Annotated in this window: 22 protein-coding genes; 13 read left to right on the top strand and 9 right to left on the bottom strand. The window is 59.8% G+C overall.

The window, feature by feature from the left end; all coding sequences use genetic code 11:
- The first annotated feature begins 439 nt into the window (after positions 1–439).
- Positions 440–1,897, top strand: a complete 1,458-nt coding sequence (trmFO, locus tag FCH38_RS00200; RefSeq protein WP_174372503.1) for a methylenetetrahydrofolate--tRNA-(uracil(54)-C(5))-methyltransferase (FADH(2)-oxidizing) TrmFO — start codon at positions 440–442, stop codon at positions 1,895–1,897.
- 39 nt (positions 1,898–1,936) lie between these two features.
- Here the strand turns inward: trmFO and FCH38_RS00195 are convergent, their stop codons facing one another.
- Genes FCH38_RS00195 through FCH38_RS00185 form a run of 3 tightly spaced genes read right to left on the bottom strand, consistent with a single transcriptional unit; the run spans position 1,937 to position 4,402 of the window.
- Positions 1,937–2,515 (bottom strand): TadE/TadG family type IV pilus assembly protein, encoded by a 579-nt coding sequence (locus FCH38_RS00195; RefSeq protein WP_149897495.1) that lies wholly within the window; start codon positions 2,513–2,515, stop codon positions 1,937–1,939.
- Positions 2,512–3,054 (bottom strand): TadE family protein, encoded by a 543-nt coding sequence (locus tag FCH38_RS00190; RefSeq protein ID WP_174372502.1) that lies wholly within the window; start codon positions 3,052–3,054, stop codon positions 2,512–2,514. Before FCH38_RS00190 ends, FCH38_RS00195 begins: the two co-directional genes overlap by 4 nt.
- Positions 3,035–4,402: a TadE/TadG family type IV pilus assembly protein gene (locus FCH38_RS00185; protein ID WP_336510783.1), complete on the bottom strand. Its 1,368-nt coding sequence runs from the start codon at positions 4,400–4,402 to the stop codon at positions 3,035–3,037. Before FCH38_RS00185 ends, FCH38_RS00190 begins: the two co-directional genes overlap by 20 nt.
- A gap of 432 nt (positions 4,403–4,834) precedes the next feature.
- Here FCH38_RS00185 and FCH38_RS00180 point away from each other — a divergent pair, with 432 nt between their 5' ends.
- From FCH38_RS00180 to FCH38_RS00160, 5 genes are all read left to right on the top strand, one after another.
- Complete coding sequence (locus tag FCH38_RS00180) at positions 4,835–5,962, top strand: S-(hydroxymethyl)glutathione dehydrogenase/class III alcohol dehydrogenase (protein WP_174372501.1); 1,128 nt, start codon at positions 4,835–4,837, stop codon at positions 5,960–5,962.
- Between the two features lie 286 nt (positions 5,963–6,248).
- Positions 6,249–6,989 carry a hypothetical protein gene (locus FCH38_RS00175; RefSeq protein WP_174373099.1) on the top strand — a complete coding sequence of 247 codons (741 nt, stop codon included), beginning with the start codon at positions 6,249–6,251 and terminating at the stop codon, positions 6,987–6,989.
- A 107-nt stretch (positions 6,990–7,096) separates the two neighbouring features.
- Positions 7,097–7,357: an acyl carrier protein gene (locus FCH38_RS00170; protein WP_149897491.1), complete on the top strand. Its 261-nt coding sequence runs from the start codon at positions 7,097–7,099 to the stop codon at positions 7,355–7,357.
- Complete coding sequence (locus FCH38_RS00165) at positions 7,354–8,883, top strand: AMP-binding protein (protein ID WP_174372500.1); 1,530 nt, start codon at positions 7,354–7,356, stop codon at positions 8,881–8,883. The genes FCH38_RS00170 and FCH38_RS00165 overlap by 4 nt, the downstream gene beginning before the upstream one ends.
- On the top strand, positions 8,867–10,144 hold the full coding sequence (locus tag FCH38_RS00160; protein ID WP_174372499.1) for a type III PLP-dependent enzyme: 1,278 nt from the start codon (positions 8,867–8,869) through the stop codon (positions 10,142–10,144). The genes FCH38_RS00165 and FCH38_RS00160 overlap by 17 nt, the downstream gene beginning before the upstream one ends.
- Here FCH38_RS00160 and FCH38_RS00155 read toward each other — a convergent pair whose 3' ends face one another.
- From FCH38_RS00155 to coaD, 6 genes are all read right to left on the bottom strand, one after another.
- Complete coding sequence (locus FCH38_RS00155) at positions 10,145–11,302, bottom strand: aminodeoxychorismate synthase component I (protein WP_174372498.1); 1,158 nt, start codon at positions 11,300–11,302, stop codon at positions 10,145–10,147.
- A 36-nt stretch (positions 11,303–11,338) separates the two neighbouring features.
- Positions 11,339–12,469, bottom strand: coding sequence for a tRNA guanosine(34) transglycosylase Tgt (gene tgt / locus FCH38_RS00150; RefSeq protein ID WP_153513838.1), 1,131 nt, complete (start codon positions 12,467–12,469; stop codon positions 11,339–11,341).
- Entirely contained in the window at positions 12,469–13,551 is a 1,083-nt protein-coding gene (gene queA / locus FCH38_RS00145; protein ID WP_174372497.1) for a tRNA preQ1(34) S-adenosylmethionine ribosyltransferase-isomerase QueA, read from the bottom strand. Before queA ends, tgt begins: the two co-directional genes overlap by 1 nt.
- A gap of 252 nt (positions 13,552–13,803) precedes the next feature.
- Positions 13,804–14,313, bottom strand: a complete 510-nt coding sequence (locus FCH38_RS00140; RefSeq protein WP_149897486.1) for a peptidylprolyl isomerase — start codon at positions 14,311–14,313, stop codon at positions 13,804–13,806.
- A gap of 36 nt (positions 14,314–14,349) precedes the next feature.
- A complete protein-coding gene (locus FCH38_RS00135) occupies positions 14,350–14,919 on the bottom strand; it encodes a peptidylprolyl isomerase (protein WP_174372496.1) in 570 nt (189 codons plus the stop codon).
- 29 nt (positions 14,920–14,948) lie between these two features.
- Positions 14,949–15,443, bottom strand: a complete 495-nt coding sequence (gene coaD, locus FCH38_RS00130) for a pantetheine-phosphate adenylyltransferase (RefSeq protein ID WP_142839995.1) — start codon at positions 15,441–15,443, stop codon at positions 14,949–14,951.
- Between the two features lie 435 nt (positions 15,444–15,878).
- Here coaD and FCH38_RS00125 point away from each other — a divergent pair, with 435 nt between their 5' ends.
- From FCH38_RS00125 to glp, 7 genes are all read left to right on the top strand, one after another.
- Positions 15,879–16,058, top strand: a complete 180-nt coding sequence (locus tag FCH38_RS00125) for a hypothetical protein (protein ID WP_046798466.1) — start codon at positions 15,879–15,881, stop codon at positions 16,056–16,058.
- Positions 16,059–16,098: 40 nt separating this feature from the next.
- Positions 16,099–16,233, top strand: coding sequence for a hypothetical protein (locus FCH38_RS23530; RefSeq protein WP_256367998.1), 135 nt, complete (start codon positions 16,099–16,101; stop codon positions 16,231–16,233).
- A 271-nt stretch (positions 16,234–16,504) separates the two neighbouring features.
- Positions 16,505–18,397: a peptidyl-prolyl cis-trans isomerase gene (locus tag FCH38_RS00120; protein ID WP_153513842.1), complete on the top strand. Its 1,893-nt coding sequence runs from the start codon at positions 16,505–16,507 to the stop codon at positions 18,395–18,397.
- A 16-nt stretch (positions 18,398–18,413) separates the two neighbouring features.
- Entirely contained in the window at positions 18,414–19,457 is a 1,044-nt protein-coding gene (trpD, locus tag FCH38_RS00115; protein WP_174372495.1) for an anthranilate phosphoribosyltransferase, read from the top strand.
- Between the two features lie 10 nt (positions 19,458–19,467).
- Positions 19,468–20,283: an indole-3-glycerol phosphate synthase TrpC gene (gene trpC / locus FCH38_RS00110; protein WP_174372494.1), complete on the top strand. Its 816-nt coding sequence runs from the start codon at positions 19,468–19,470 to the stop codon at positions 20,281–20,283.
- A 7-nt stretch (positions 20,284–20,290) separates the two neighbouring features.
- Complete coding sequence (moaC, locus tag FCH38_RS00105) at positions 20,291–20,782, top strand: cyclic pyranopterin monophosphate synthase MoaC (protein ID WP_153513845.1); 492 nt, start codon at positions 20,291–20,293, stop codon at positions 20,780–20,782.
- Complete coding sequence (gene glp / locus FCH38_RS00100; protein WP_174372493.1) at positions 20,783–22,000, top strand: gephyrin-like molybdotransferase Glp; 1,218 nt, start codon at positions 20,783–20,785, stop codon at positions 21,998–22,000.
- The last annotated feature ends 2 nt before the right edge of the window (positions 22,001–22,002 follow it).

Below are 22,002 nucleotides of genomic sequence, written 5' to 3'. Positions count from 1 at the left end.
GGCAGTCGGCTGAGCGCTTGGCACCCCTGCGAACATATCAGCGGTTCGTCCCTGCCCTGCGCGCCGCCTGCAAAAGCGCTTCCAGCAACGTGCGGTGCAATCTGACAGGCAATGCGGCGCCGCTCGTTTCTTCTCCCCGCCGGGGAGAAGGTGGCCCGAAGGGTCGGATGAGGGGGCAAGCTCTCCGAATATCTCCACCCTCGCCCACTCATCCCGTTGCCGCGACCTTCTGCCCCTCGGGGAGAAGAAACAGGCGGCACCCACTCGTTTCACCATACCCCGCGTCTCTTCCTCACCCGGCCCATCCCAAAAACATTTGGCTGCCCCCGCCATGCATGGTAGTGCATCCGCAAACAATGCCGCGTCCTTTTAGGACCCGCGCGGAACACTCACTCGAAAGACAGCCGCCAGACGGAAGCCTTTGGCAGCCGCGCGGCTCATGGATGCCAGCATGCAAGACAAGACCATTTCTCCCATTCACGTCGTGGGCGGCGGACTGGCCGGTTCGGAAGCCGCCTGGCAGATCGCACAGAGCGGCGTTCCCGTCATCCTGCATGAAATGCGCGGCGTGCGCGGCACGGATGCCCACAAGGGCGATACGCTGGCCGAACTGGTCTGTTCCAACTCATTTCGCTCCGACGATGCGACCGCCAATGCGGTCGGCGTCATCCATGCCGAAATGCGGCTTGCCGGCTCGCTGATCATCGCCTGCGCCGACAAACATCAGGTGCCGGCCGGCGGAGCGCTTGCCGTCGATCGCGACGGTTTTTCGCTCGCCGTCACCGAAATGCTGGAAAGTCACCCATTGGTGACGATCGTGCGTGAAGAGGTTTCCGGCCTGCCGCCGAAGGAATGGGGCAGCACCATCATCGCCACCGGCCCGCTCACCTCGCCGGATCTGGCGGCGGCGGTTCAGGCAGAGACGGGTGAGGATGCGCTGGCCTTTTTCGACGCCATCGCCCCCATCCTGCACCGCGACAGCATCAATATGGATATCTGCTGGTATCAGTCGCGCTACGACAAGGTCGGCCCCGGCGGCACGGGCAAGGATTACATCAACTGCCCGATGGACGAGGAACAATATAACGCCTTCATCGACGCGCTGATCGCCGGCGACACGGTGGGTTTCAAGGAATGGGAAGGCACGCCCTATTTCGACGGCTGCCTGCCGATCGAGATCATGGCCGAGCGCGGCCGCCAGACGCTGCGCCACGGCCCGATGAAGCCGATGGGGCTAACCAATGCCCACAATCCCACCGTCAAGGCCTATGCCGTGGTCCAGCTGCGCCAAGACAATGCGCTCGGCACGCTTTACAACATGGTCGGTTTCCAGACCAAACTGAAATACGGCGTGCAGGCGGATGTGTTCCGCATGATTCCCGGCCTTGAAAATGCGGAATTCGCCCGCCTCGGCGGCCTGCACCGCAACACCTATATCGATTCCCCCATCCTGCTCGATCCGACGCTAAGGCTGAAATCGCGGCCCGACCTGCGTTTTGCCGGCCAGATCACCGGTTGCGAAGGTTATGTGGAAAGCGCCTCCGTCGGGCTTCTGGCCGGCCGCTTCGCCGCAGCAGAACGGAAAGGCGAGAGCCCTAGCCTGCCGCCGGCCACCACGGCGCTCGGTTCGCTGCTCAACCACATCACCGGCGGCCACCTTTCCTCAAACGATGAGCCGGGCAAACGTTCCTTCCAGCCGATGAACATCAATTTCGGCCTGTTCCCTGAACTTGAGCCGGGTTCCATCGTCAAGCCGGAAGGTGTGAAGCGCTTTCGCGGCAAGGACAAGACGGTCATGAAGCGCCAGCTGGTTGCAGCGCGGGCGCTGAAGGATTGTGCGGCGTGGCTGGAGATGGATGAAACGAAGACAGAAGCCGGCGTCGTGCAGGATCATTGATGCCGAAATATTGGCTACGGAGCTTCCGTAGCCAAGCCGTCAACGAACATTCCAGAAGGACCAGTCCGACTTGCCCTTCTGATATTTGTAGTGCCGCGAGAAATACGGATTGACCGTCGCGACATATTCGAACTCGATGGTGGTGGGGCGCAGGAACGAGAATAACGGACTATATTTATAGCGCCCCGAAATCACGATGACAGCCTCTTCGTCCTTGAAGTTTCCCGCCTTCAGCATCTTGTCCCAGGTAACGGCTTCTGCGGATCCGAAGAAGTTGTAAGGCGCAAATTCGACAGTTGCGACGCCGCCCACCAGCTTGGCGCTCCGCAAGGTCAGATCGAGTTCCTCCGGGTTGAGAGGCTGCCCGGCTTCGATGACAAAGGTTTTCACCCCTGTCCTCACCCGTTCTTCGAATTCCGGGAAGCGGGCGGACCAGCGGGCTGTATTGTCGACGACCGTGACGAAACGGTCGTAACTCAGCCAGCCACGACCGGTCTCGATCATCACCGCCAGAAAGATGATGAGCATTGGCAATAGCAGGGAGAATTCCACCGCGGCCACGCCGGAGCGCGACCGCACCATGGCGGCAAGGACGGGTTTCAGCCGAAACACCATCATTCCGTCACCCGAACGGCGGTGATCGCCAGAGACACATTCTGTAATTGCGGCTGCGTGCCGCCGCCACTCGGGATCAGCAAACGCGTCGTGGGCATAATGAATTGCCAATTGTAACCAAGCGCCAGAAGATATTGCCCGGCTTTTTTATCCGGCGCCTGAAACTTGTTCTCGACCGGAAATGTCAGCGGCACGGCGGTGAAATCCGCATCCGGGATCGGGACGAGCGTTATCTTCATGTCGCTTTCGGTCGTACCGAGCACGAAATTCGAGTCGATGACACGTCTGAATTCGATTTCGGTAACCACCGTCTGACTTGCCGCCGCCTTGCGCAGCAATTCCGCGCCGGCATTGGCCGCGGTTGCCAGATTGAGAGTGAGCAGCAGCGCCAGACCGACTTCAAAAATACCGAAGACCAGCAGAAAATAGACCGGCATGAGCAGGCCGAATTCGACGGCGGTGGCTGCCCGGATGTCGAGCGTATAAAAGCTGAAACGACCGCAGCAACGGCGAAAGAGCCCATTATTTAGGTGAGTCGACATACTTCACCTCAAAAGCCGTGATGATGCCGCCAAGACTGTCGCTTTTCCCGCCTGCGGCAATCGTCAGCTTGTAGACGGAATAGGTATCGACCGTGATCGAGTAACTGCGGCGCTCCCAGAAGACCTTGCCCTTCTGCGCCATTTCGATGATCTTCTTTTCGGGACCTAATTGCGGACGCTGGAGCTGCAGGAAGATGTCGATGTCGTTGGTGCCGCCATAGGCGTCGTTGCGGCCATTATACCAGACCGAAACCTCATATTTTCCGGGGTGCATTTCCACAATCTTGAAAATCGAACTGTTGGCATCTTTTCTATTCTGCCCATCCCAATGGCTGTCCAGTTCCACCACATATTTGGTCGGCGGTATCCCGCCATTTTCGGCTTTCAACAGGGAAGGTTTTTCCAATTCGTCCGATTCGGGCGGACATGGCTTGGCTGCTGAGGATTGCGACGCGTCCTTATCGAGCTCTTTCAGTTTGTTGTTGTTTTTCGGATCTTTTTCGTCAGTCGGTGCGACGTCCTGTTGCGAGACGCTGGCGCAAACAGGTCCGGCATCCTTCTTCGGCTCCTCATAACCCTGCCAGCCGAATTTCTTACGGCACTCCGCATTGCTCCAGTCCTGAAGCTCGATGCCCGGACCTGTGCCACCGTTCCATCCAAGCTCCTCATAGCTGACGACACCCCAGCAACCATTCATGGTGTTGGGGCCTTTACCGTTTTTGAGAATGCGGTCTTTACCGTTCAGCCGGTCGAATGTGTTGTTGACGATCACCTCGCCGTCATACGGATAGGGAGGAATACCGTCGCAACGGTAAGTCAGCGCGTAATCCATTTTTTCGACATTGAACATGCCGCCCAACACCGTCTTATAGGTGAATTTCGCGTCTATATCGGTGGTCAGCCAGTCGATTTTCACATCCCGGCTCACCACCTCCTGTTTGGTGGAAGTGATGAGCGCGTCGAAGGTATCAAGCACATTTTTGCGTCGCACTTCATCGATAGGCACATTCGTCCGGGTCGGTTTCGTCGAGCGCTCGCAGGCCTGCGCGATCACCCGCTTTGACTGGCTGTAATAGGCCAGCGCGCGGCCGCCTTCGAACAGCAGTCCGAAAGTGAAAAGAAAAACCGGCATCAGCAATGCCGTGATAATCGCAAAATTTGCCCGCCGATCCCTGAGAAGCAGGTGGAAATGACGCGCCAACGCGTTCAACATTCTTTCAATATGAAACATCTGCAATAATCGCTTTTCGTCCAACCGCCACGGATCGTCCCGGCTCTCCTCCCCAGCCGGACACACAAAGACTGCAGCCGGGCGAAAGCCCCGGGCCACAGGATACAAACTCAGCAAAACCGCTGATGCTCGCCGCGATCATGGCGGCGCGACACAATTGGCGAGGGCCAGTTGCACTCGCGAGATAAAGGTATTTTCCGGAACCACCGATTGATGACAGCCCAATTTCATTCGTCATTCTATATGGCGGATTAAACACCAGATTCGTAAATTAAAGATCACCCGAATATCAAAAATAGTATGTAAAATCATATATTTAAATCAGATATTCATAATTTATTATAGTCGAAATATTAAATTGAATACGCCAATTGGATACTCGATTGCGGATACAATTTTCCCGATGCTCGCTCTTCCTGTCCAACACGGAGACGGCTTCATTTTTTGGTCGCAACTGAGACGCCAAGGTCGCTTTTGCCCCTTGTCCCTGCCGCCAAGCTCGGGCAAAACAGCCCTATCCAATCATGAGACAACGCCAGGAGATCGAAAATGGACGTACGCGCCGCTGTTGCCATTCAGGCAGGAAAACCGCTTGAGGTCATGACCGTCCAGCTTGAAGGTCCCCGCGCCGGCGAAGTGCTTGTTGAGGTCAAGGCGACCGGCATCTGCCATACCGACGATTTCACCCTGTCAGGTGCCGATCCGGAAGGCCTGTTTCCGGCCATTCTCGGCCATGAGGGTGCTGGCATCGTCGTTGATGTCGGCCCCGGTGTCACCTCTGTCAAGAAAGGCGATCATGTCATTCCGCTCTACACGCCGGAATGCCGCGAATGTTATTCCTGCACCTCGCGCAAGACCAATCTGTGCACCTCCATCCGCGCCACCCAGGGACAGGGCGTGATGCCGGACGGCACCTCGCGCTTCTCGATCGGCAAGGACAAGATCCATCATTATATGGGCTGCTCGACCTTCTCGAACTTCACCGTCCTGCCGGAAATCGCGCTGGCCAAGATCAATCCCGACGCTCCCTTCGACAAGGTCTGCTACATCGGCTGCGGCGTGACGACCGGCATCGGCGCGGTCATCAACACCGCCAAGGTCGAGATTGGCGCCACCGCCATCGTCTTCGGTCTCGGCGGCATCGGTTTGAACGTGCTGCAGGGCCTGCGTCTTGCCGGTGCGGACATGATCATCGGTGTGGACATCAACAACGACCGCAAGGCCTGGGGCGAAAAATTCGGCATGACCCACTTCGTCAACCCGAAAGAAGTCGGCGACGACATCGTGCCTTATCTCGTCAACATGACGAAGCGTAACGGCGACCTGATCGGCGGCGCGGATTATACCTTTGACTGCACGGGCAACACCAAGGTCATGCGTCAGGCGCTGGAAGCCTCGCATCGCGGCTGGGGCAAGTCGGTCATCATCGGCGTTGCCGGCGCCGGTCAGGAAATCTCGACACGTCCGTTCCAGCTGGTCACCGGCCGCAACTGGATGGGTACCGCTTTTGGCGGCGCGCGCGGCCGCACCGATGTGCCGAAGATCGTCGACTGGTACATGGAGGGCAAGATCCAGATCGATCCGATGATCACCCATACGATGCCGCTGGAAGACATCAACAAGGGCTTCGAGTTGATGCACAGGGGCGAGAGCATTCGCGGCGTCGTGGTCTATTGATCGGCCGATGACAGGAGGCGGGCGCGTTCGGCGCGCCTGCCTTTCATGCAAACGTGATCGGCTCCGCCGCCTTGCAGCCCTGGCGATTAACGGGACAGTAAATCTATCATCGTAAGCCAATACTACGCGGCGAAGTTGAAAAATCTCTTTCCCCGGCCAGTTAACGCCAGACAGCGGAGAGCGCCCCGTGAAAATCGTACCGATCGACAACGGAAACCGCGCCGCCGCCGTTGCCCTTTTGGCGAAAGGTTTCCCCGAAAAAAGCAAGGCCTTCTGGTCCCGCGGGCTGTCGCTCATCAGCGATCATCATGAGCGGCGGGAGCTTGGTCCGATCGGGCAATTGCTGATGAAGGGTGAGAACGCGGCGGGCGTTCTGTTGACGATCAAAAGCCGTCTGCCTGAAACCGGCAGGATCGTTGTCAACCTGTCCAGCTGGTATGTCGAGCCTTCGTGCCGGTGGTTTGCACCACGCATGCTGCAAATCGCCTCCTCATCCGAGGAAGAACTGTTCACCGACCTTACCCCGTCTCCCGAAGCCTGCAGGCTGAATGAGAGGCTGGGTTTTCAGATGGTGACGGATCGCACGCTTTTCTATCCCCTGCCGCTCAAGGCGCTGCGTCCTTCCGGCACGCGGCTCAATCCGCTTGCCGCCGTGCGGCCGGATACCCTGTCGGCCGCCATGCGCGAGATGCTGGAAGATCACCTGCGGCTCGGTTGCATCGTCGCCATAATGCAGGCGGATGGCCGTCACTATCCGCTGGTGTTCTTGAAAACCACGACCAAGAAGCTGCCGTCCGCCCGCTTGATCTATTGCGAAGACAGAGAACTCGCGCAAAGGCATATTTCTGCAATCGCCCGCCATCTTCTAGGCCGGGGCAGGCTTGCCCTGACCATGGCGGCACTTGACGGTGAGCACAATGCCGGCGGGTTTGCGGCACATAAATTCGCGCCTATACAAGTAAAAGGCGCATGGAACCCACATTTTATTAACGAAACATACTCAGAGTTGGTGTTATTGCCACCCTAGGTATTTTAGTGAATCCTGGTGGACCTGACAGAATCTCGACCTTTACAGATAAAGTGTCATTCCGGGGCGGGTTTTATGGGAAACAGACGGGACATCGGAGAACAAGCATGCTTGCGGCGAAGAAAAGCGAAACCAACGTTGCTGATACTATCTACGCCTATCTCTCGGACCGCTTTCCCGCCTACGCGCCTTTTACCAACGATACATTGCTTCTAGAAGGCGGCGCGATCGATTCGCTCGGCTTCCTGGAATTGATGGTCTTCCTCAGCGAGAGTTTTGGCATCGTGCTTGATGACGAACATTTCACGCCGGAAAATCTCGGCACGCCCGCCGATCTCATCGCCTTCGTCCTCAGGGAACGGAAATGACACCCCATTTCCTGCTGCATCACCTGCTCACTGCTCGCGCGGCAAGCGACGATCAGGCGCTTGTCCACAAAGATATAGCGTTGAGCTACCAGGAATTCGCGCAAGCGGCGAACCGTTGCGCAGCGGCCCTGCAGCAGGCCGGCGCAGAACGCGGCGACCGCGTCGTCATTTTCCTGCCGCGCGGCATCGAGGAATGCTGGTCAATCTTCGGGGTGAGCATGGCCAGCGGCGTTTTCGTGCCGGTCAATGCGCTGCTGAAATCACAGCAGATCCGCCATATCATCACGGATTGCGGCGCGAAAATCGTCATCAGCAGCGCGGTTATGATGGATGAGCTGAAGGCGGCGCTGGAAGACCTTCCCCATGTCACGGTGATGCTGGCGGAAGAAATCGCGACACGCGTAGCGCCTGCCCGCCCTTCGGCGGCAATCGGCGAGGACCTCGCGGCGATCCTTTACACATCCGGCTCCACCGGCTCACCCAAGGGCGTCATGCTGTCGCACCGCAATCTTCTGGCCGGCGCGCGCATCGTGCGCACCTATCTGGAGATTACGGCCAGCGACCGCATTCTTTCCCTCCTGCCCTTCAGCTTCGATTACGGCCTGAACCAGCTGCTGACGGCGGTGGAACAGGGCGCGACCACAATCATCTCCACCTTCCGGCTGGGCGACGATATCGTCCGCGATTTGCGCAATCATGCCGTAACCGGTCTCGCCGGCGTGCCGACCGTCTGGGCGATCCTGACGAGAGCGGCCCCGTCGCTCGCAAAGACGCCGCTGCCGCATCTGCGCTACATCACCAATTCCGGCGGGCGTGTGCCGCAGGAAACCGTAAAAGCGCTGCGCGAAAAACTGCCGGACACCAAGATTTACCTGATGTATGGCCTGACCGAGGCCTTCCGCTCCACCTTCCTGCCACCGGAAGAGATCGACCACCGCCCGACTTCCATCGGCAAGGCCATTCCGGAATGCGAAATCTTCATCGTCACCGATAAGGGACAGCGGGCAAAACCGGGCGAGCCAGGCATTCTCGTCCACCGCGGCCCGACGGTATCGCTCGGTTACTGGAACCGGCCGGACGACACGGCAAAAGTTCTGCGGCCTCATCCCTTCATTCCGGCGGCACTGGGCGGAGAAACCGTCTGCTATTCCGGTGACTTGGCCGTGGAAGACGAGGATGGTTTCTTCAGCTTCGTTGCCCGCAACGATGCGATGATCAAATCGTCAGGCTATCGCATCAGCCCGACCGAAGTTGAGGAAAGCCTGATGTCGACCGGGCTGTTCCAGCAGGTCGCCGTCATCGGCCTGCCGGACGCCTTCGCCGGTGAAAAGGTGCATGCGGTGGCAACCGCCGCCAACGAAAATATCGACGTTTCGGCAGCACTCAGGAAAGCCGCCGAAATGCTCGCTCCTTTCATGATCCCGCGCGCCATCGAACTGGTCGACCGGCTTCCGGTCACCGCCAATGGCAAGGTGGATTACCGCGCGCTGGTGCGCGAACGGACGGACAATGTCGCCCACGGATAAAACCCAGAGCCACGGCCCAGCGCTTGCGGCTGCGCAATTTGCGGTCACTGACAATGATCTTGTCATCGGCGGACTTGCGGTACGCGATATCGTCGCCCAAACCGGAACACCGTGTTTCCTCTATGATGCAAGCGTCATGCGTAGCGCTTATCAGAACCTTGAAACGGCGCTATCGGGCTTTGCCGATATCTATTATTCGGTGAAGGCCAATCCCCTGCCCGCCATTATCGCGCTTTTCCGGCAGCAAGGTGCCGGCGCTGAAATCGCCTCCGTCGGCGAATATCGCGCCGCCATCAAGGCGGGTGTCGCACCTGAGAACATCATCTTCGCCGGCCCCGGCAAAGGCATGGTCGAATTGCGTGAGGTGATCGACAGCGGCATCGGCGAAATCCACATCGAAAGCGCTGAGGAAATCGCCCGTATCGAAGAGATCGGCAGGCCGGTCAAAGCCTCGATCCGCATCAACCCGGTGCCGGATGCGCAGGCGGGCGCCATGCGCATGGGCGGCAAGGCCACCGCCTTCGGTTTTGATGAAGAAGAACTGGAAAACGTCCTGCCGCTCTTCAAGGACGCCAGACATATCGATCTCGTCGGCGTGCACATCTATGGCGGCACGCAGATTCTCGACGCCGATATGCTTGTCTCCCAATGGCGACACGCCATTTCCCTTGCCGCGCGCATGGCGGAAATGCTGGGCAGGCCGCTCGAGACCATCGATCTCGGCGGCGGCCTCGGCATTCCCTATTTCGCCGGGGAAACGCCGCTCGATCTTGCAACGGTCAGCGCCGCCATTCCCGACCTCAAGGCGCTTGTGAAAGCGCATCCTTTGATAACCGACGCCCATATCATCGTCGAACCCGGCCGCTTCCTCGCCGGCCCCGGCGGCATCTATGTGGCGGAAGTCAATTCGGTAAAAACCTCGCGCGGCACCACTTTCGTGGTGACGGATGGCGGCATGCACCATCATCTCGCCGCATCCGGCAATCTCGGCCAGATCGTCAAACGCAATTACCCCATCGTCGCGCCGGCCCTGATGCAGGCGGACCATGACGAGACCGCCACCATCGTCGGCCCGCTCTGCACCCCGCTCGACACGCTTGCCCGCAATGCCGTGCTGCCGAAACTGAAGGCCGGCGATCTCGTTGCCATCCTGCAATCGGGCGCTTATGGCGCAAGCGCCAGTCCTTCGGGTTTTCTCAGCCACGCGGCGGCGAAAGAAGTGCTGGTGGAGGATGGAACGTTCGAGGTGATCGGGCGGTGATCACCGCCGCAACAACCTGTCCCCCACCGCGAATTTCGATTTCAGCAGGCACTCGTCATATTCGGCTTCTGCATCGGAATCGAAGACGATGCCGCCGCCAACATTGAAGACGGCGCGGCCGTCGTCAAACAGGCTGAGCGTGCGGATCGCCACTGAGAACCGCATATCACCACGGGGAGACATGAAGCCGATTGCGCCGCAATAGGCGTCGCGTGGGCCAGCTTCCAGCTCCCGCAGGATTTTCATCGCCCACATTTTTGGTGCGCCCGTCACAGAACCGCAGGGAAACAGCGCGGCGAAGATGTCTTCCACCGTCACGTCAGGCAGAAGCTTCGCCCGCACATGGCTGACCATCTGGTGCACGGTCGGATAGGTTTCGATATCGAACAGTCGCGGCACATGAAGGCTGCCGACCTCGGTGATACGGGAAATATCGTTGCGCAGCAGATCGACGATCATGCGATTTTCGGCCAGCGTCTTTTCATCCGCCAGCATCGCCGTAATGATTGCCCTGTCCTCCTCCGCATCCGCCCCGCGCGGTGTGGTGCCCTTCATTGGATGGGTTTCGATGAACCCCTCGCCATCGACCGAGAAAAACAGTTCCGGCGAGCGCGACAGGATGACCGGGCCGCCAAGATCGACCAGCGCGCCGTATTTAACCGGCTGCCGTTCGATCAGCGACCAGAAGGCGGTGAGCGGATCGCCGCTCCAGCGGGCTTGAACGGGCATGGTCAGATTGCCCTGATAACAGTCGCCACGACGCAGATGATCGTGCAGTCGCGCAAAGCGCTGCTGGTATTCTTGGAGTGTCCATGCCGGCACGGGATCGGAAAGAAACGCATCCGCATCCGGCATATCGTCGGGACGCGCGAACCGGCCCGCATCCGGCTGCGGGCCGGAAAAGACGCCAAAGCGCAGAAACGGCACATTGCGGGGCTCTTCGGCAAATGGCGCAAGCTTCGGCTCGAACAGGAAACCCGCCTCGTAGGACATATAGCCGGCAAGGTATTTCCCGGCGCGGCGCAACTCTTCCATGCGTTTGAGTGCTGCAAAAAACGCTTCCGGCTCATCCGCCACGATAATCTCTTCCGGCTCGGTGAAGGCTGTCACCGTGCCGGTCGTATCATCCCGGAAAAGAACGTAAGGCGCATGTGCCACGGAAAGCGTCCGAAACAGGAGAAAGGTCGGGAAAGATCAGATCGGGTCTATGTCGCCCTTTGCCCACATCTCTATGGTTTCCGCATAAAAATCGGCGAAACGGCCTTCCTCGATCGACTTGCGGATACCCTGCATCAGCTCCTGATAATAGGCAAGATTGTGCCACGAGAGCAGCATGCCGCCCAGCGCCTCGTTGGAGCGGGTGAGATGATGCAGATAGGCGCGGGAATAATCGCGCGAGGCCGGGCAGTTGGACTGCTCGTCCAGCGGGCGCATATCTTCGGCATGGCGGGCATTGCGGATATTGACCCTGCCGCGACGGGTGAAGGCAAGCCCATGACGGCCCGAGCGGGTCGGCATCACGCAGTCGAACATGTCGATTCCGCGCGCCACGGATTTCAGGATATCGTCAGGCGTGCCGACGCCCATCAGGTAACGCGGCTTTTCCGTGGGCAGGACCGGCAGGGTGATATCGAGCATGCCGAGCATCACATCCTGCGGCTCGCCGACGGCAAGACCGCCAACGGCGTAGCCCTTCAGATCGAGCTGCTTCAGCCCTTCGGCGGAACGGATGCGCAGATCCGGCTGGTCGCCGCCCTGCACGATGCCGAACATGGCCTTGCCGGGCTGCTCGCCAAAGGCGACACGGCAGCGTTCCGCCCAGCGCAGCGACATCTCCATGGCGCGCTCGATTTCCTTGCGTTCGGCCGGCAGGGCGATGCATTCATCGAGCTGCATCTGGATATCGGAATCGAGCATGCCCTGAATTTCAATCGAGCGTTCCGGCGACATATGGTGCAGCGAACCGTCCACATGGCTCTTGAAGGTCACGCCCTTCTCGTCGAGCTTGCGCAGACCGGAAAGCGACATGACCTGAAAACCGCCGCTGTCGGTGAGGATCGGATGCGGCCAGCGGATCAGCTCATGCAGACCGCCGAGACGCGCGACACGCTCCGGGCCGGGCCGCAGCATCAGGTGATAGGTATTGCCGAGAATGATATCGGCCCCCAATTCACGCACCTGATCGAGATACATGGCCTTGACGGTGCCGACAGTGCCAACCGGCATGAAGGCAGGCGTGCGGATGACGCCGCGCGGCATGGCGACTTCGCCAAGGCGGGCGCCACCGCTCGTGGCTTTCAGGGTGAAGGTGAATGTGTCGTGCATCAGTTCTTCCGGAACAACAGGCTGGAATCGCCATAGGAATAAAAACGGTATCCGGTTTCGATAGCGTGCTTATAAACGTCACGCATCGTTTCGAGACCGCAGAAAGCCGAAACCAGCATGAACAGCGTCGATTTCGGCAGGTGGAAATTGGTCATCAACATATCGACCGCGCGAAAGCGGTAACCGGGCGTGATGAAGATGCCGGTCGCCCCTGACCACGGGTGAATGATACCGTTCTCGGCCGCGGCGCTTTCGATCAATCGCAGCGAAGTGGTGCCGACGCAGATGATGCGCCCGCCCCGCGCCTTCACCGCATTCAAACGGTCGGCTGTTTCCTGCGAAACATGGCCGATCTCGAAATGCATCTTGTGATCGTCGGTATCGTCGGACTTTACCGGAAGGAAAGTGCCTGCCCCGACGTGAAGCGTCACGAAATGCCGCTCGATACCGGCCTTGTCCAGCGCCGCAAACAGGTCAGGCGTGAAATGCAGCCCGGCGGTGGGGGCAGCGACAGCGCCCTTTTCGCGGGCATAAATGGTCTGATAGTCCGTCTGGTCCTGCACATCTTCCGGCCGCTTGGCGGCGATGTAAGGCGGCAGTGGAATATGGCCAACCGACGCAATCGCCTCGTCCAGAACAGGGCCGGAAACGTCGAACAGCAGCGTTATCTCGCCATCCTCGCCCTTTTCCTCGACGGTGGCTTCCAGATGGGCAAGGCCGCAGGCATTGCCGCGTTCATAACCGAAACGGATGCGGTCGCCCTCTTTAATGCGCTTGCCGGGCCGTGCGAATGCCTTCCAGCGCGACTGGTCGGCACGCATGTGCAGCGTGGCCGAAACCGCCGTCTCCGGCGCGCCTTCGCGCAATCTCACGCCTTCAAGCTGGGCAGGGATGACGCGGGTGTCGTTGAAGACAAGCGCATCGCCGGGCCGCAGGAAAGACGGCAGATCGAAAACGCGGTGGTCTTCAATGCGGTCCGCATTCGGATCGACCACCAGCAGGCGCGCGCTGTCGCGCGGGTTCGCCGGGCGAAGCGCGATATTCTCCTCGGGCAGATCGAAATCGAACAGGTCTACACGCATTGCAAGGGCTCTCGAAAATATCAAAACCCGCCCTGCATTGCGTGGGGCGGGTGGAAGGTGGTGACAAGGCTTCCTAGTACATTCAACGTCATCCTCGGGCTTGTCCCGAGGATCTAACGATCCACAACGTCAACGTGATCAGATCCTCGGGACAAGCCCGAGGATGACGACGGAGAAACTGGCACCCTCGTCATCAATGTGAAACCGCCCCGCAGTCGCCTGCGGAGCGGGTAAACGCTTTATACGCTACCTTCAAGCCGCCGAAGCAAGCTTGATGGAAACGATCGAATCGGGATCCTTCACAGGCTCGCCGCGCTTGACCTTGTCGATGGCTTCCATGCCTTCGATGACCTGGCCCCAGACGGTGTACTGCTTGTTCAGCCACGGAGAGTCCGTGAAGCAGATGAAGAACTGCGAGTTGGCGGAGTTCGGGCTCTGCGAACGGGCCATGGAGCAGGTGCCGCGCACGTGCGGAATGGCGGAGAATTCGGCCTTCAGGTCTTCCTTTTCAGAACCGCCCATGCCGGCGCGAGCCGGGTTGAAGCTTTCCGAACCCTTCTTGCCGAACTTCACGTCGCCGGTCTGGGCCATGAAGTCCTGGATGACGCGGTGGAACACGACGCCGTCATAGGCGCCTTCCGATACCAGTTCCTTGATGCGGGCAACGTGGCCCGGAGCAACTTCCGGAAGCAGCTGGATGACGACCTTGCCGGTCGTCGTTTCCATGATGATGGTGTTTTCCGGATCCTTGATCTCAGCCATGATTATTCTCCTCTGTTCGGGCTCTATTGCCCTACCTTACTTCTTGCCGACGGTGACCTTGATCATCCGGTCGGGGTTGGAAACTTCGCCATTGCCGCCGGCGCCGCGCTTGATCTTGTCCACGGCTTCCATGCCGGACACGACCTTGCCGACCACGGTATATTGGCCGTTCAGGAACGGGCCGTCGGCAAACATGATGAAGAACTGCGAATTGGCGGAATTCGGATCCTGCGAGCGGGCCATGCCGACCACGCCGCGCGTGAACGGCGTCTTGGAGAATTCAGCCGGGATATCCGGCAGGTCGGAGCCGCCCGTGCCCGCACGCTGGGCGTTAAAGCTCTTTTCCATGTTGCCATACTGCACGTCGCCGGTCTGCGCCATGAAACCGTCGATGACGCGGTGGAAGGCGACATTGTCATAAGCGCCCTTCTTGGCCAGCGCCTCGATCTGCGCCACGTGCTTGGGCGCGACTTCCGGCATCAGCTCGATGACGACAGGGCCGTCCTTCAGCTGCACGGTGAGAAGTTCGGCGGCCGAAGCAATGGTGCTGGCGGCAAGCGCGCCTGCAAACATGGCGCCGGCAAAGGCAAATCGAACGAGTTTCATCGGATTGGCTCCAGAATGTGGGGCTGAAGTCAGCGCTTCAGCTTGGCGTTGAGGGCTTCAAGCACGGCTTTGGGCACGAAGGCATCGACATTGCCGCCCATGGCGGCGATCTGCCGGACCAATGTGGCTGTAATGGGTCGCGACGACGTTCCGGCGGGCAGGAACACGGTCTGAATGTCCGGCGCCATCTGGCGGTTCATGCCGGCCATCTGCATTTCATAATCGAGATCGGTGCCATCGCGCAGGCCGCGCAGCAAAAGGCGCGCGCCGTGCTGACGGGCGGCATCCACCACCAGATTGTCGAAGGAGACAACCTCCATGCGCGCCGCCTCGGTGGGCAGCTGTTCGGCAAGCGCCTGCTTTATCAGCGCCGCCCGCTCGTCGAAGCTGAACAGCGGCGCTTTTCCGGGATGAATGCCGACGGCAACGATGACTTTCGACGCCACGTTCAGCGCCTGGATAAGCACATCCAGATGTCCGTTGGTCATCGGATCGAATGATCCTGGATAAAAGGCAATCGTCATATCGCTCTCAGATGGTGGGCGCGCTTCGATGCTTTCCGCATATGTGCCGCCTTTTGTCATGGAGAGACGCTCGGCGCAAGACTTTTACCACCCACGCATGCGGCCAGAGCGGCCTGAACCTCGGATGAATGGGCCGTTCAGTGCGGTTTCAGGGCTATTTTCTATAAATGCACACCATCGGGAAACCGAAACGCCTTTCACCCGTTAAGCATCCGGAGAATTGAAAATGCTGGCCTTCATGATCGTCCTTTCGGTCATAGCATCATTCGCTGCCGAGTATCTTTTTCTCGAATGACGCCCTTAGCCAGTTTCCTGAACGCCAGATGAACGAGCCATTCAAGGAAGTTTCACCGGCGCGATGCTAATCGATTTTTAAGGTTGACGCGGAACATGATCAGACATGGTGCGTTATAACCAAACCAAAGGAACAGACAGATGTTTGTAAGAGAAAAACAGTCTACTTCTGCGAAAATCAGCGTCATCAGCACTGCCTGGACAGTACTGGTTATCGCAATGGTAGCAACGACGTTTAGCCTTTATGAGCAAAAGCCTGAAGCCCAGGGACCGGACTATCCGCAGCTGACCGCCCGTTATCAGTATATGAACTACTATTGATAGCGGGGAGAATTTCCTCGAAACTCCCGGAGACGATATCATGTTTACATTTCTGACAATGCTTCTTGCCCTGATCAGCGTAATGTTCGTGACATCGATGATTTCCGTCATCGCCGAGATGCGGCGTGAAGACGAGGAATTCAAGGCGACGATACGGCGCGACCGCGCCTTCTGAGCGCGACAGACCGGCCTACCGCCGCCTTAAAAAACGATTCTTTGCAACCGCCTGGACGCTCCGGGCGGTTTTATTTTGCCGCCTCACAAGGGCAATGCAGCGAAGATCCGGGTGGAAAAACAGCACCCCAATCACACAAGCGTTTTCAAAACCCCGTTTTTCCAAGGCAAATTCCCTTCAATTTCCGTTTGGATTGATTTAAGGAACGCCAATACGTCGCGGGCCGGACAGCCGGCGACCGCAATGACGTTCCTGTGAGGTTTGCATAACGATGCTCGATTCCCTGAGAAATGCTTCTCGAACCATGGCAGCCAAGCTGCTGCTTCTCTTGCTTGTTGTTTCGTTTGGCGTCTGGGGCGTCTCCGCATCGCTGGTCACCGCCAATTCGCATGCCGTCATGACGGTGGGCGATCAGACGGTCAGCCCGCAGGAATTCCGGCTCGCCTATCAGCGCCAGGTTTCCGATCTCAGCCGCCAGTTCGGCACCCGGCTGACGACCGAGCAGGCCAAGGCCTTCGGCATCGACCGGCAGGTGTTCAGCCAGCTTGCGGCAGGAGCATCTCTGGACGAGCTGGCCTCGAAGATGAATCTCGGCCTTTCGGAAGATCGCCTTGCCAAGCTCATTGCCGAGGACCCGGCCTTCAAGTCGGTCAACGGCCAGTTTGACCGCAATCTGTTCAGCGAACGCCTGCGCAATTCCGGCTTCCGCGAAGACGACTATATCAAGGAACGCAGCAAGGTTGCCGTCAGAAGCCAGATCGTCGAAGCCGTCTCGGATGGTTTTGCCGCACCGCAGGTGCTGGTGGACGCGTTGAAGCAATATCGCAACGAGCAGCGCTCGGTCGATTACGTCATTCTTTCCAACGCCGTCATCCCGCCGGTCAAGGCGCCGGGCGACGACGTGCTTGCGCCGTGGTTCGAAACCAACAAGACGAAATACCGCGCCCCGGAATTCCGCAAATTCACCTATGTGAAGCTGGAACCGTCAGACATTGCCGATCAGGCTTCGGTGACGGACGCGCAGATCGCCGATTATTACAACAGCCGCAAGGACAACTTCCGCACCGCCGGCCGCCGCACGGTGGAACAGCTGACCTTCCCGGACAAGGAAATGGCTGCCGCCGCTGCCGAGCAGATCCGGCTTGGCAACACCACCTATGATCAGGTCGTGAAAGACCAGGGCAAGACTGCGTCGGACGTAACGCTCGGCGAATTCACCAAGGACACCATGCCCGACCCGTCGATTGCCGACGCGGCCTTCGGCATCCAGAAGGATGGCGGCGTGTCTGCGGTCGTCGAAGGTTCCTTCGGCCCGGTCATCCTGCGCGTCACCGGCATCAAGCCGGAAACCACCCGCACGCTCGATGAAGCCAAGGAAGATATCCGCAAGGATCTCGCCACCGCTGCAGCGGCCGAAGAAGTCACCAATGTGCATGACCGTTACGAAGATCTGCGCGCCGGCGGCTCCTCGCTTGCCGATGCGGCCAAGCAGTTGAACCTCAAGCCCGTCACCATCGCCGCAATCGATGCCGCCGGCCTCGATGAAAAGGGCGACGCCATTGAGGGCCTGCCCTCCCCGCAACTGGCGCAGGAAGTCTTCAAGACCGAACCCGGCACCGAAGCCCTGCCGATCAATCTCGGCCGCGAAGGTTACATCTGGTTCGATGTCGAGCAGATCATTCCCGCCCGCGATCGGACGCTTGCCGAAGTGCGCGACGATGTCGTGGCCGACTGGACGGCCGACCAGCAGCGCACCGCACTTGCCGCCAAGGCTGACGAGTTGAAGGCCCGCGTTGAAAAGGGCGAGACGCTTGAGGCTGTCGCCGGCGAACTCAGCCTCGCCGTCGAGCAGAAATCCGGCCTGCGCCGCACCAGCGAAGACGCGATTTTCGGTCGCCAGACAATCGCGGCGGTGTTCTCCGGCGCTGAAGGCGTGGTTGGCACGGCGGCAGATGCCGAAGGTTCCAGCCGCATTCTCTTCAAGGTTACTTCGGTCGATACCAATGCGCCCGCCGACGCGCTTGCCAATGACGACCAGCAGTTCACCGCCATTGCCCGCGCGGCTGGCGACGACATGCTCGATCAGATGGTCAACCGTTTGCAGAATGATTATGGTGTGACCATCAATCAGGCCCTCGCCGATCAGGCGATGGTCGGCTTCTAACCGGGGGACGGGAACGATGGCCGAACTGAAGCCGCTGATCGCCAGGGTCGCGAACGGAGAAAGCCTGAACCGCGAGGATGCGCGGGCGGCTTTCGACATTCTGATGTCGGGCGAAGCCACCCCGTCGCAGATCGGCGGTTTTCTGATGGCGCTGCGCGTGCGCGGGGAAACGGTGGACGAAATCGTCGGCGCCGTCTCCTCCATGCGTGCCCGCATGCTGCCGGTTTCGGCTCCCGCCAACGCCATCGACATCGTCGGGACCGGCGGTGACGGTATCGGCACCTATAATATCTCGACGCTGGCTTCGATCATCGTCGCAGGCACGGGCCTGCCCGTCGCCAAGCACGGCAACCGGGCGCTCAGCTCCAAATCCGGCACGGCGGATGCGTTGTCCGCGCTTGGTGTCAAGCTGGATATAGGTCCCGATCTCATCGCCCGCTGCATCGCAGAGGCTGGGCTCGGTTTCATGTTCGCGCAGATGCACCATTCCGCCATGCGCCATGTCGGCCCGAGCCGCGTCGAACTCGGCACACGAACGATCTTCAACCTGCTCGGCCCGCTCTCCAACCCGGCGGGCGCAAAGCGCCAATTGCTCGGCGTGTTTTCGCCGCGCTGGCTCACGCCGCTTGCCGAAGTGCTGCGCGATCTGGGTTCGGAAAGCATCTGGGTCGTACATGGCGACGGCATGGATGAAGTCACCACCACCGGCGTCACCCATGTGGCGGCGCTGGAGAACGGCAAAATCCGCACCTTCGATCTGACCCCGAAAGATTTCGGCGTCGACATCGCGGCGATGGCCGATCTGAAAGGCGGCGACGGCATTGCCAATGCCGCAGCGTTGCGCGACGTCCTGTCGGGCAAACGCAATGCCTATCGTGACATATCCCTCTGCAACGCGGCGGCGGCCCTTGTCATCGCCGGCAAGGCGGAAACACTGGGTCAGGCGATGGCGATCGTCAGCGAGGCGCTCGACAGCGGTGCGGCGGCTGCCGCACTCGACCGTCTGGTCGCCGTCTCCAACGAAGCAGATGCCGCGCAGGCCGACCACAAGCAGGAATGAAAGCGAGACCATGAGCGACATTCTGAAAAAGATCGAAATCTACAAGCGCGAGGAAATCGCCGCTGCCAAGACCACGGTCTCATTGGCCGATCTGAAGGCCATGGCCGCCGACCAGAGCGCGCCGCGCGGTTTCTACAAGGCGCTCCGGGCAAAGCAGGCCGAGGGCAAATTCGGCCTGATCGCCGAGATCAAGAAGGCCAGCCCGTCGAAGGGCCTCATCCGCCCGGATTTCGATCCGCCGGCCCTGGCTGCCGCCTATGAGGCGGGCGGCGCTGCCTGCCTTTCGGTACTGACGGATAGCCCAAGCTTTCAGGGCGCGCCGGAATTCCTGACCGCCGCCCGCAATGCATGTGCTTTGCCGGCGCTGCGCAAGGATTTCATGTTCGACACCTACCAGGTGCATGAGGCCCGCGCCTGGGGTGCGGACTGCATTCTCATCATCATGGCCTCGCTCTCCGACGATGAAGCCAAACGCCTTGAAGACGAGGCTTTCGCGCTCGGCATGGATGTGCTGGTTGAGGTCCATGACACCGAAGAGACCGAACGGGCGCTGAAACTCGCCTCGCCGCTTCTCGGCATCAATAACCGCAACCTGCGCACCTTCGAAGTCGGTCTCGAAACCAGCGAGAAGCTGGCGGGCCTCGTGCCGGCCGAAAAGCTGCTGGTCGGCGAAAGCGGTATCTTCACCTTCGAGGATTGCCAGCGCCTCGAAAAGAGCGGAATCAGCACCTTCCTCGTCGGCGAAAGCCTGATGCGCAAGGACGATGTGACGGCGGCCACCAAAGCGCTGCTGACGGGCCAGTCCGGCATTCTGGCAGCGGAGTAAATTCCCGATGAGCGATAGCCAGAAGCTCACCCATATCGATGCCAGCGGCGAGGCGCATATGGTCGATGTCGGCGATAAGACTGAGACGATCCGTGTCGCCGTCGCCGAAGGTTTCGTAAAAATGAAACCGGAAACGCTGGCGCTCATCCGCGATGGCAACGCCAAAAAGGGCGACGTCATCGGCACCGCGCGGCTGGCCGGCATCATGGCCGCCAAGCAGACGGCCAATCTCATCCCGCTCTGCCATCCGCTGATGCTGACAAAGGTTGCGGTGGACATTACCGAAGATACCACCCTGCCCGGCCTGCGCGTCGAGGCCATGGTGAAACTGTCAGGCAAGACCGGCGTGGAAATGGAAGCGCTGACCGCCGTCTCAATCGCCTGCCTGACGATCTATGACATGGCCAAGGCCGCCGACAAGGCGATGGAAATCGTCAATATCCGCCTGCTCGAAAAGAGCGGCGGCAAATCCGGTGATTTTCGCCGGCAGGAGAGCTGAATGAAACCGCTGCTGCCCGTAGATGATGCCACACGGCGCCTTCTGGAAGCGGCGGTTCCGGTAACCGATAGCGAAACCCTGCCGCTGGCCGAATGTGATGGCCGTGTCCTCTCGGCCGATCTCGCGGCGCTCCTCACCCAGCCGCCTTTTGACGCCTCGGCCATGGATGGCTACGCGCTGCGCAGCACCGATACGCCAGAGATCGGCTCGGTCCTCACCGTCATCGGCCAGGCTGCTGCCGGCCATGCTTTTACCGGCACAGTGGGTGAAGGCAAAGCAGTGCGCATCTTCACTGGCGCGCCCGTGCCTGAGGGAGCCGATACCATCCTCATTCAGGAGGATGCGGAAGTGCTGGAAGGCGGCAAGATCCGTACCACCTTCAAAGTCACCGCCGGGAGACACATTCGCCCGCGCGGGCAGGATTTTGCACAGGGCGAAACCATTCTGCAAGCCGGGCGCGAACTCGGCTTCACCGACCTGACGCTGGCGGCAGCCATGAACCACGCAGCACTTACCGTCTACCGAAAGCCGCGCATCGCCATCCTTGCCACCGGCGACGAATTGCTGCCACCGGGCAGCACACCGAACCCGGCCCAGATCATTGCCTCCAACACCTTCGGCGTCACAGCCCTCGCCCGTCAGGCGGGCGCAGACGTCCTCGACCTCGGCATCATTGCCGATGACGATACGCTGATCCGCGCCGCCATCGGCAAGGCTGTCGCAGCCAAGGTGGATGTGCTGGTGACGTTGGGCGGCGCATCCGTCGGCGACCACGATCTGGTGCAGGCGGCACTGAAGGCGGAAGGCATGCAGCTGGATTTCTGGCGCATCGCCATGCGTCCCGGAAAGCCGCTGATGGTGGGGGCGATCGGCACGATGCAGGTTCTCGGCCTGCCCGGAAATCCGGTCGCCAGTCTCGTCTGCAGCCTGTTGTTTCTCGAGCCGCTGATCCGCCGGATCGCCCGCCGCGCACCTCCGGAACGCGCAGCAACCGTAAGGACCGCGACGCCGCTGAAAGAAAATGACCATCGGCAGGATTATCTTCGCGCCCGTCTCCGCACCGACGAAAATGGTGGACGCGTAGCGGAAGCCTATGCCAAGCAGGATTCATCGATGATGAACATCCTTGCCCATTCCGACGTCCTGATCATACGTCCGCCGCATGCGCCGGAAGCGCCCGCAGGCACGGAATGCCCGGTTATAAAGCTCCGGACCTGACG

Origin of the sequence: Agrobacterium tumefaciens, from assembly GCF_013337285.1 — a bacterium.
Taxonomy (GTDB): domain Bacteria; phylum Pseudomonadota; class Alphaproteobacteria; order Rhizobiales; family Rhizobiaceae; genus Agrobacterium; species Agrobacterium burrii.
This window is presented reverse-complemented; position numbering and strand designations above follow the sequence as displayed.

Bases quoted from the DNA above. Each gene is read 5' to 3' on its own strand.
- trmFO (WP_174372503.1), top strand. From the start codon at position 440: ATGGATGCCAGCATGCAAGACAAGACCATTTCTCCCATTCACGTCGTG.
- FCH38_RS00195 (WP_149897495.1), bottom strand. From the start codon at position 2,515: ATGATGGTGTTTCGGCTGAAACCCGTCCTTGCCGCCATGGTGCGGTCG.
- FCH38_RS00190 (WP_174372502.1), bottom strand. From the start codon at position 3,054: ATGTCGACTCACCTAAATAATGGGCTCTTTCGCCGTTGCTGCGGTCGT.
- FCH38_RS00180 (WP_174372501.1), top strand. From the start codon at position 4,835: ATGGACGTACGCGCCGCTGTTGCCATTCAGGCAGGAAAACCGCTTGAG.
- FCH38_RS00170 (WP_149897491.1), top strand. From the start codon at position 7,097: ATGCTTGCGGCGAAGAAAAGCGAAACCAACGTTGCTGATACTATCTAC.
- FCH38_RS00165 (WP_174372500.1), top strand. From the start codon at position 7,354: ATGACACCCCATTTCCTGCTGCATCACCTGCTCACTGCTCGCGCGGCA.
- FCH38_RS00160 (WP_174372499.1), top strand. From the start codon at position 8,867: ATGTCGCCCACGGATAAAACCCAGAGCCACGGCCCAGCGCTTGCGGCT.
- tgt (WP_153513838.1), bottom strand. From the start codon at position 12,469: ATGCACGACACATTCACCTTCACCCTGAAAGCCACGAGCGGTGGCGCC.
- queA (WP_174372497.1), bottom strand. From the start codon at position 13,551: ATGCGTGTAGACCTGTTCGATTTCGATCTGCCCGAGGAGAATATCGCG.
- FCH38_RS00140 (WP_149897486.1), bottom strand. From the start codon at position 14,313: ATGGCTGAGATCAAGGATCCGGAAAACACCATCATCATGGAAACGACG.
- FCH38_RS00135 (WP_174372496.1), bottom strand. From the start codon at position 14,919: ATGAAACTCGTTCGATTTGCCTTTGCCGGCGCCATGTTTGCAGGCGCG.
- coaD (WP_142839995.1), bottom strand. From the start codon at position 15,443: ATGACGATTGCCTTTTATCCAGGATCATTCGATCCGATGACCAACGGA.
- FCH38_RS00125 (WP_046798466.1), top strand. From the start codon at position 15,879: ATGTTTGTAAGAGAAAAACAGTCTACTTCTGCGAAAATCAGCGTCATC.
- FCH38_RS23530 (WP_256367998.1), top strand. From the start codon at position 16,099: ATGTTTACATTTCTGACAATGCTTCTTGCCCTGATCAGCGTAATGTTC.
- FCH38_RS00120 (WP_153513842.1), top strand. From the start codon at position 16,505: ATGCTCGATTCCCTGAGAAATGCTTCTCGAACCATGGCAGCCAAGCTG.
- trpD (WP_174372495.1), top strand. From the start codon at position 18,414: ATGGCCGAACTGAAGCCGCTGATCGCCAGGGTCGCGAACGGAGAAAGC.
- trpC (WP_174372494.1), top strand. From the start codon at position 19,468: ATGAGCGACATTCTGAAAAAGATCGAAATCTACAAGCGCGAGGAAATC.
- moaC (WP_153513845.1), top strand. From the start codon at position 20,291: ATGAGCGATAGCCAGAAGCTCACCCATATCGATGCCAGCGGCGAGGCG.
- glp (WP_174372493.1), top strand. From the start codon at position 20,783: ATGAAACCGCTGCTGCCCGTAGATGATGCCACACGGCGCCTTCTGGAA.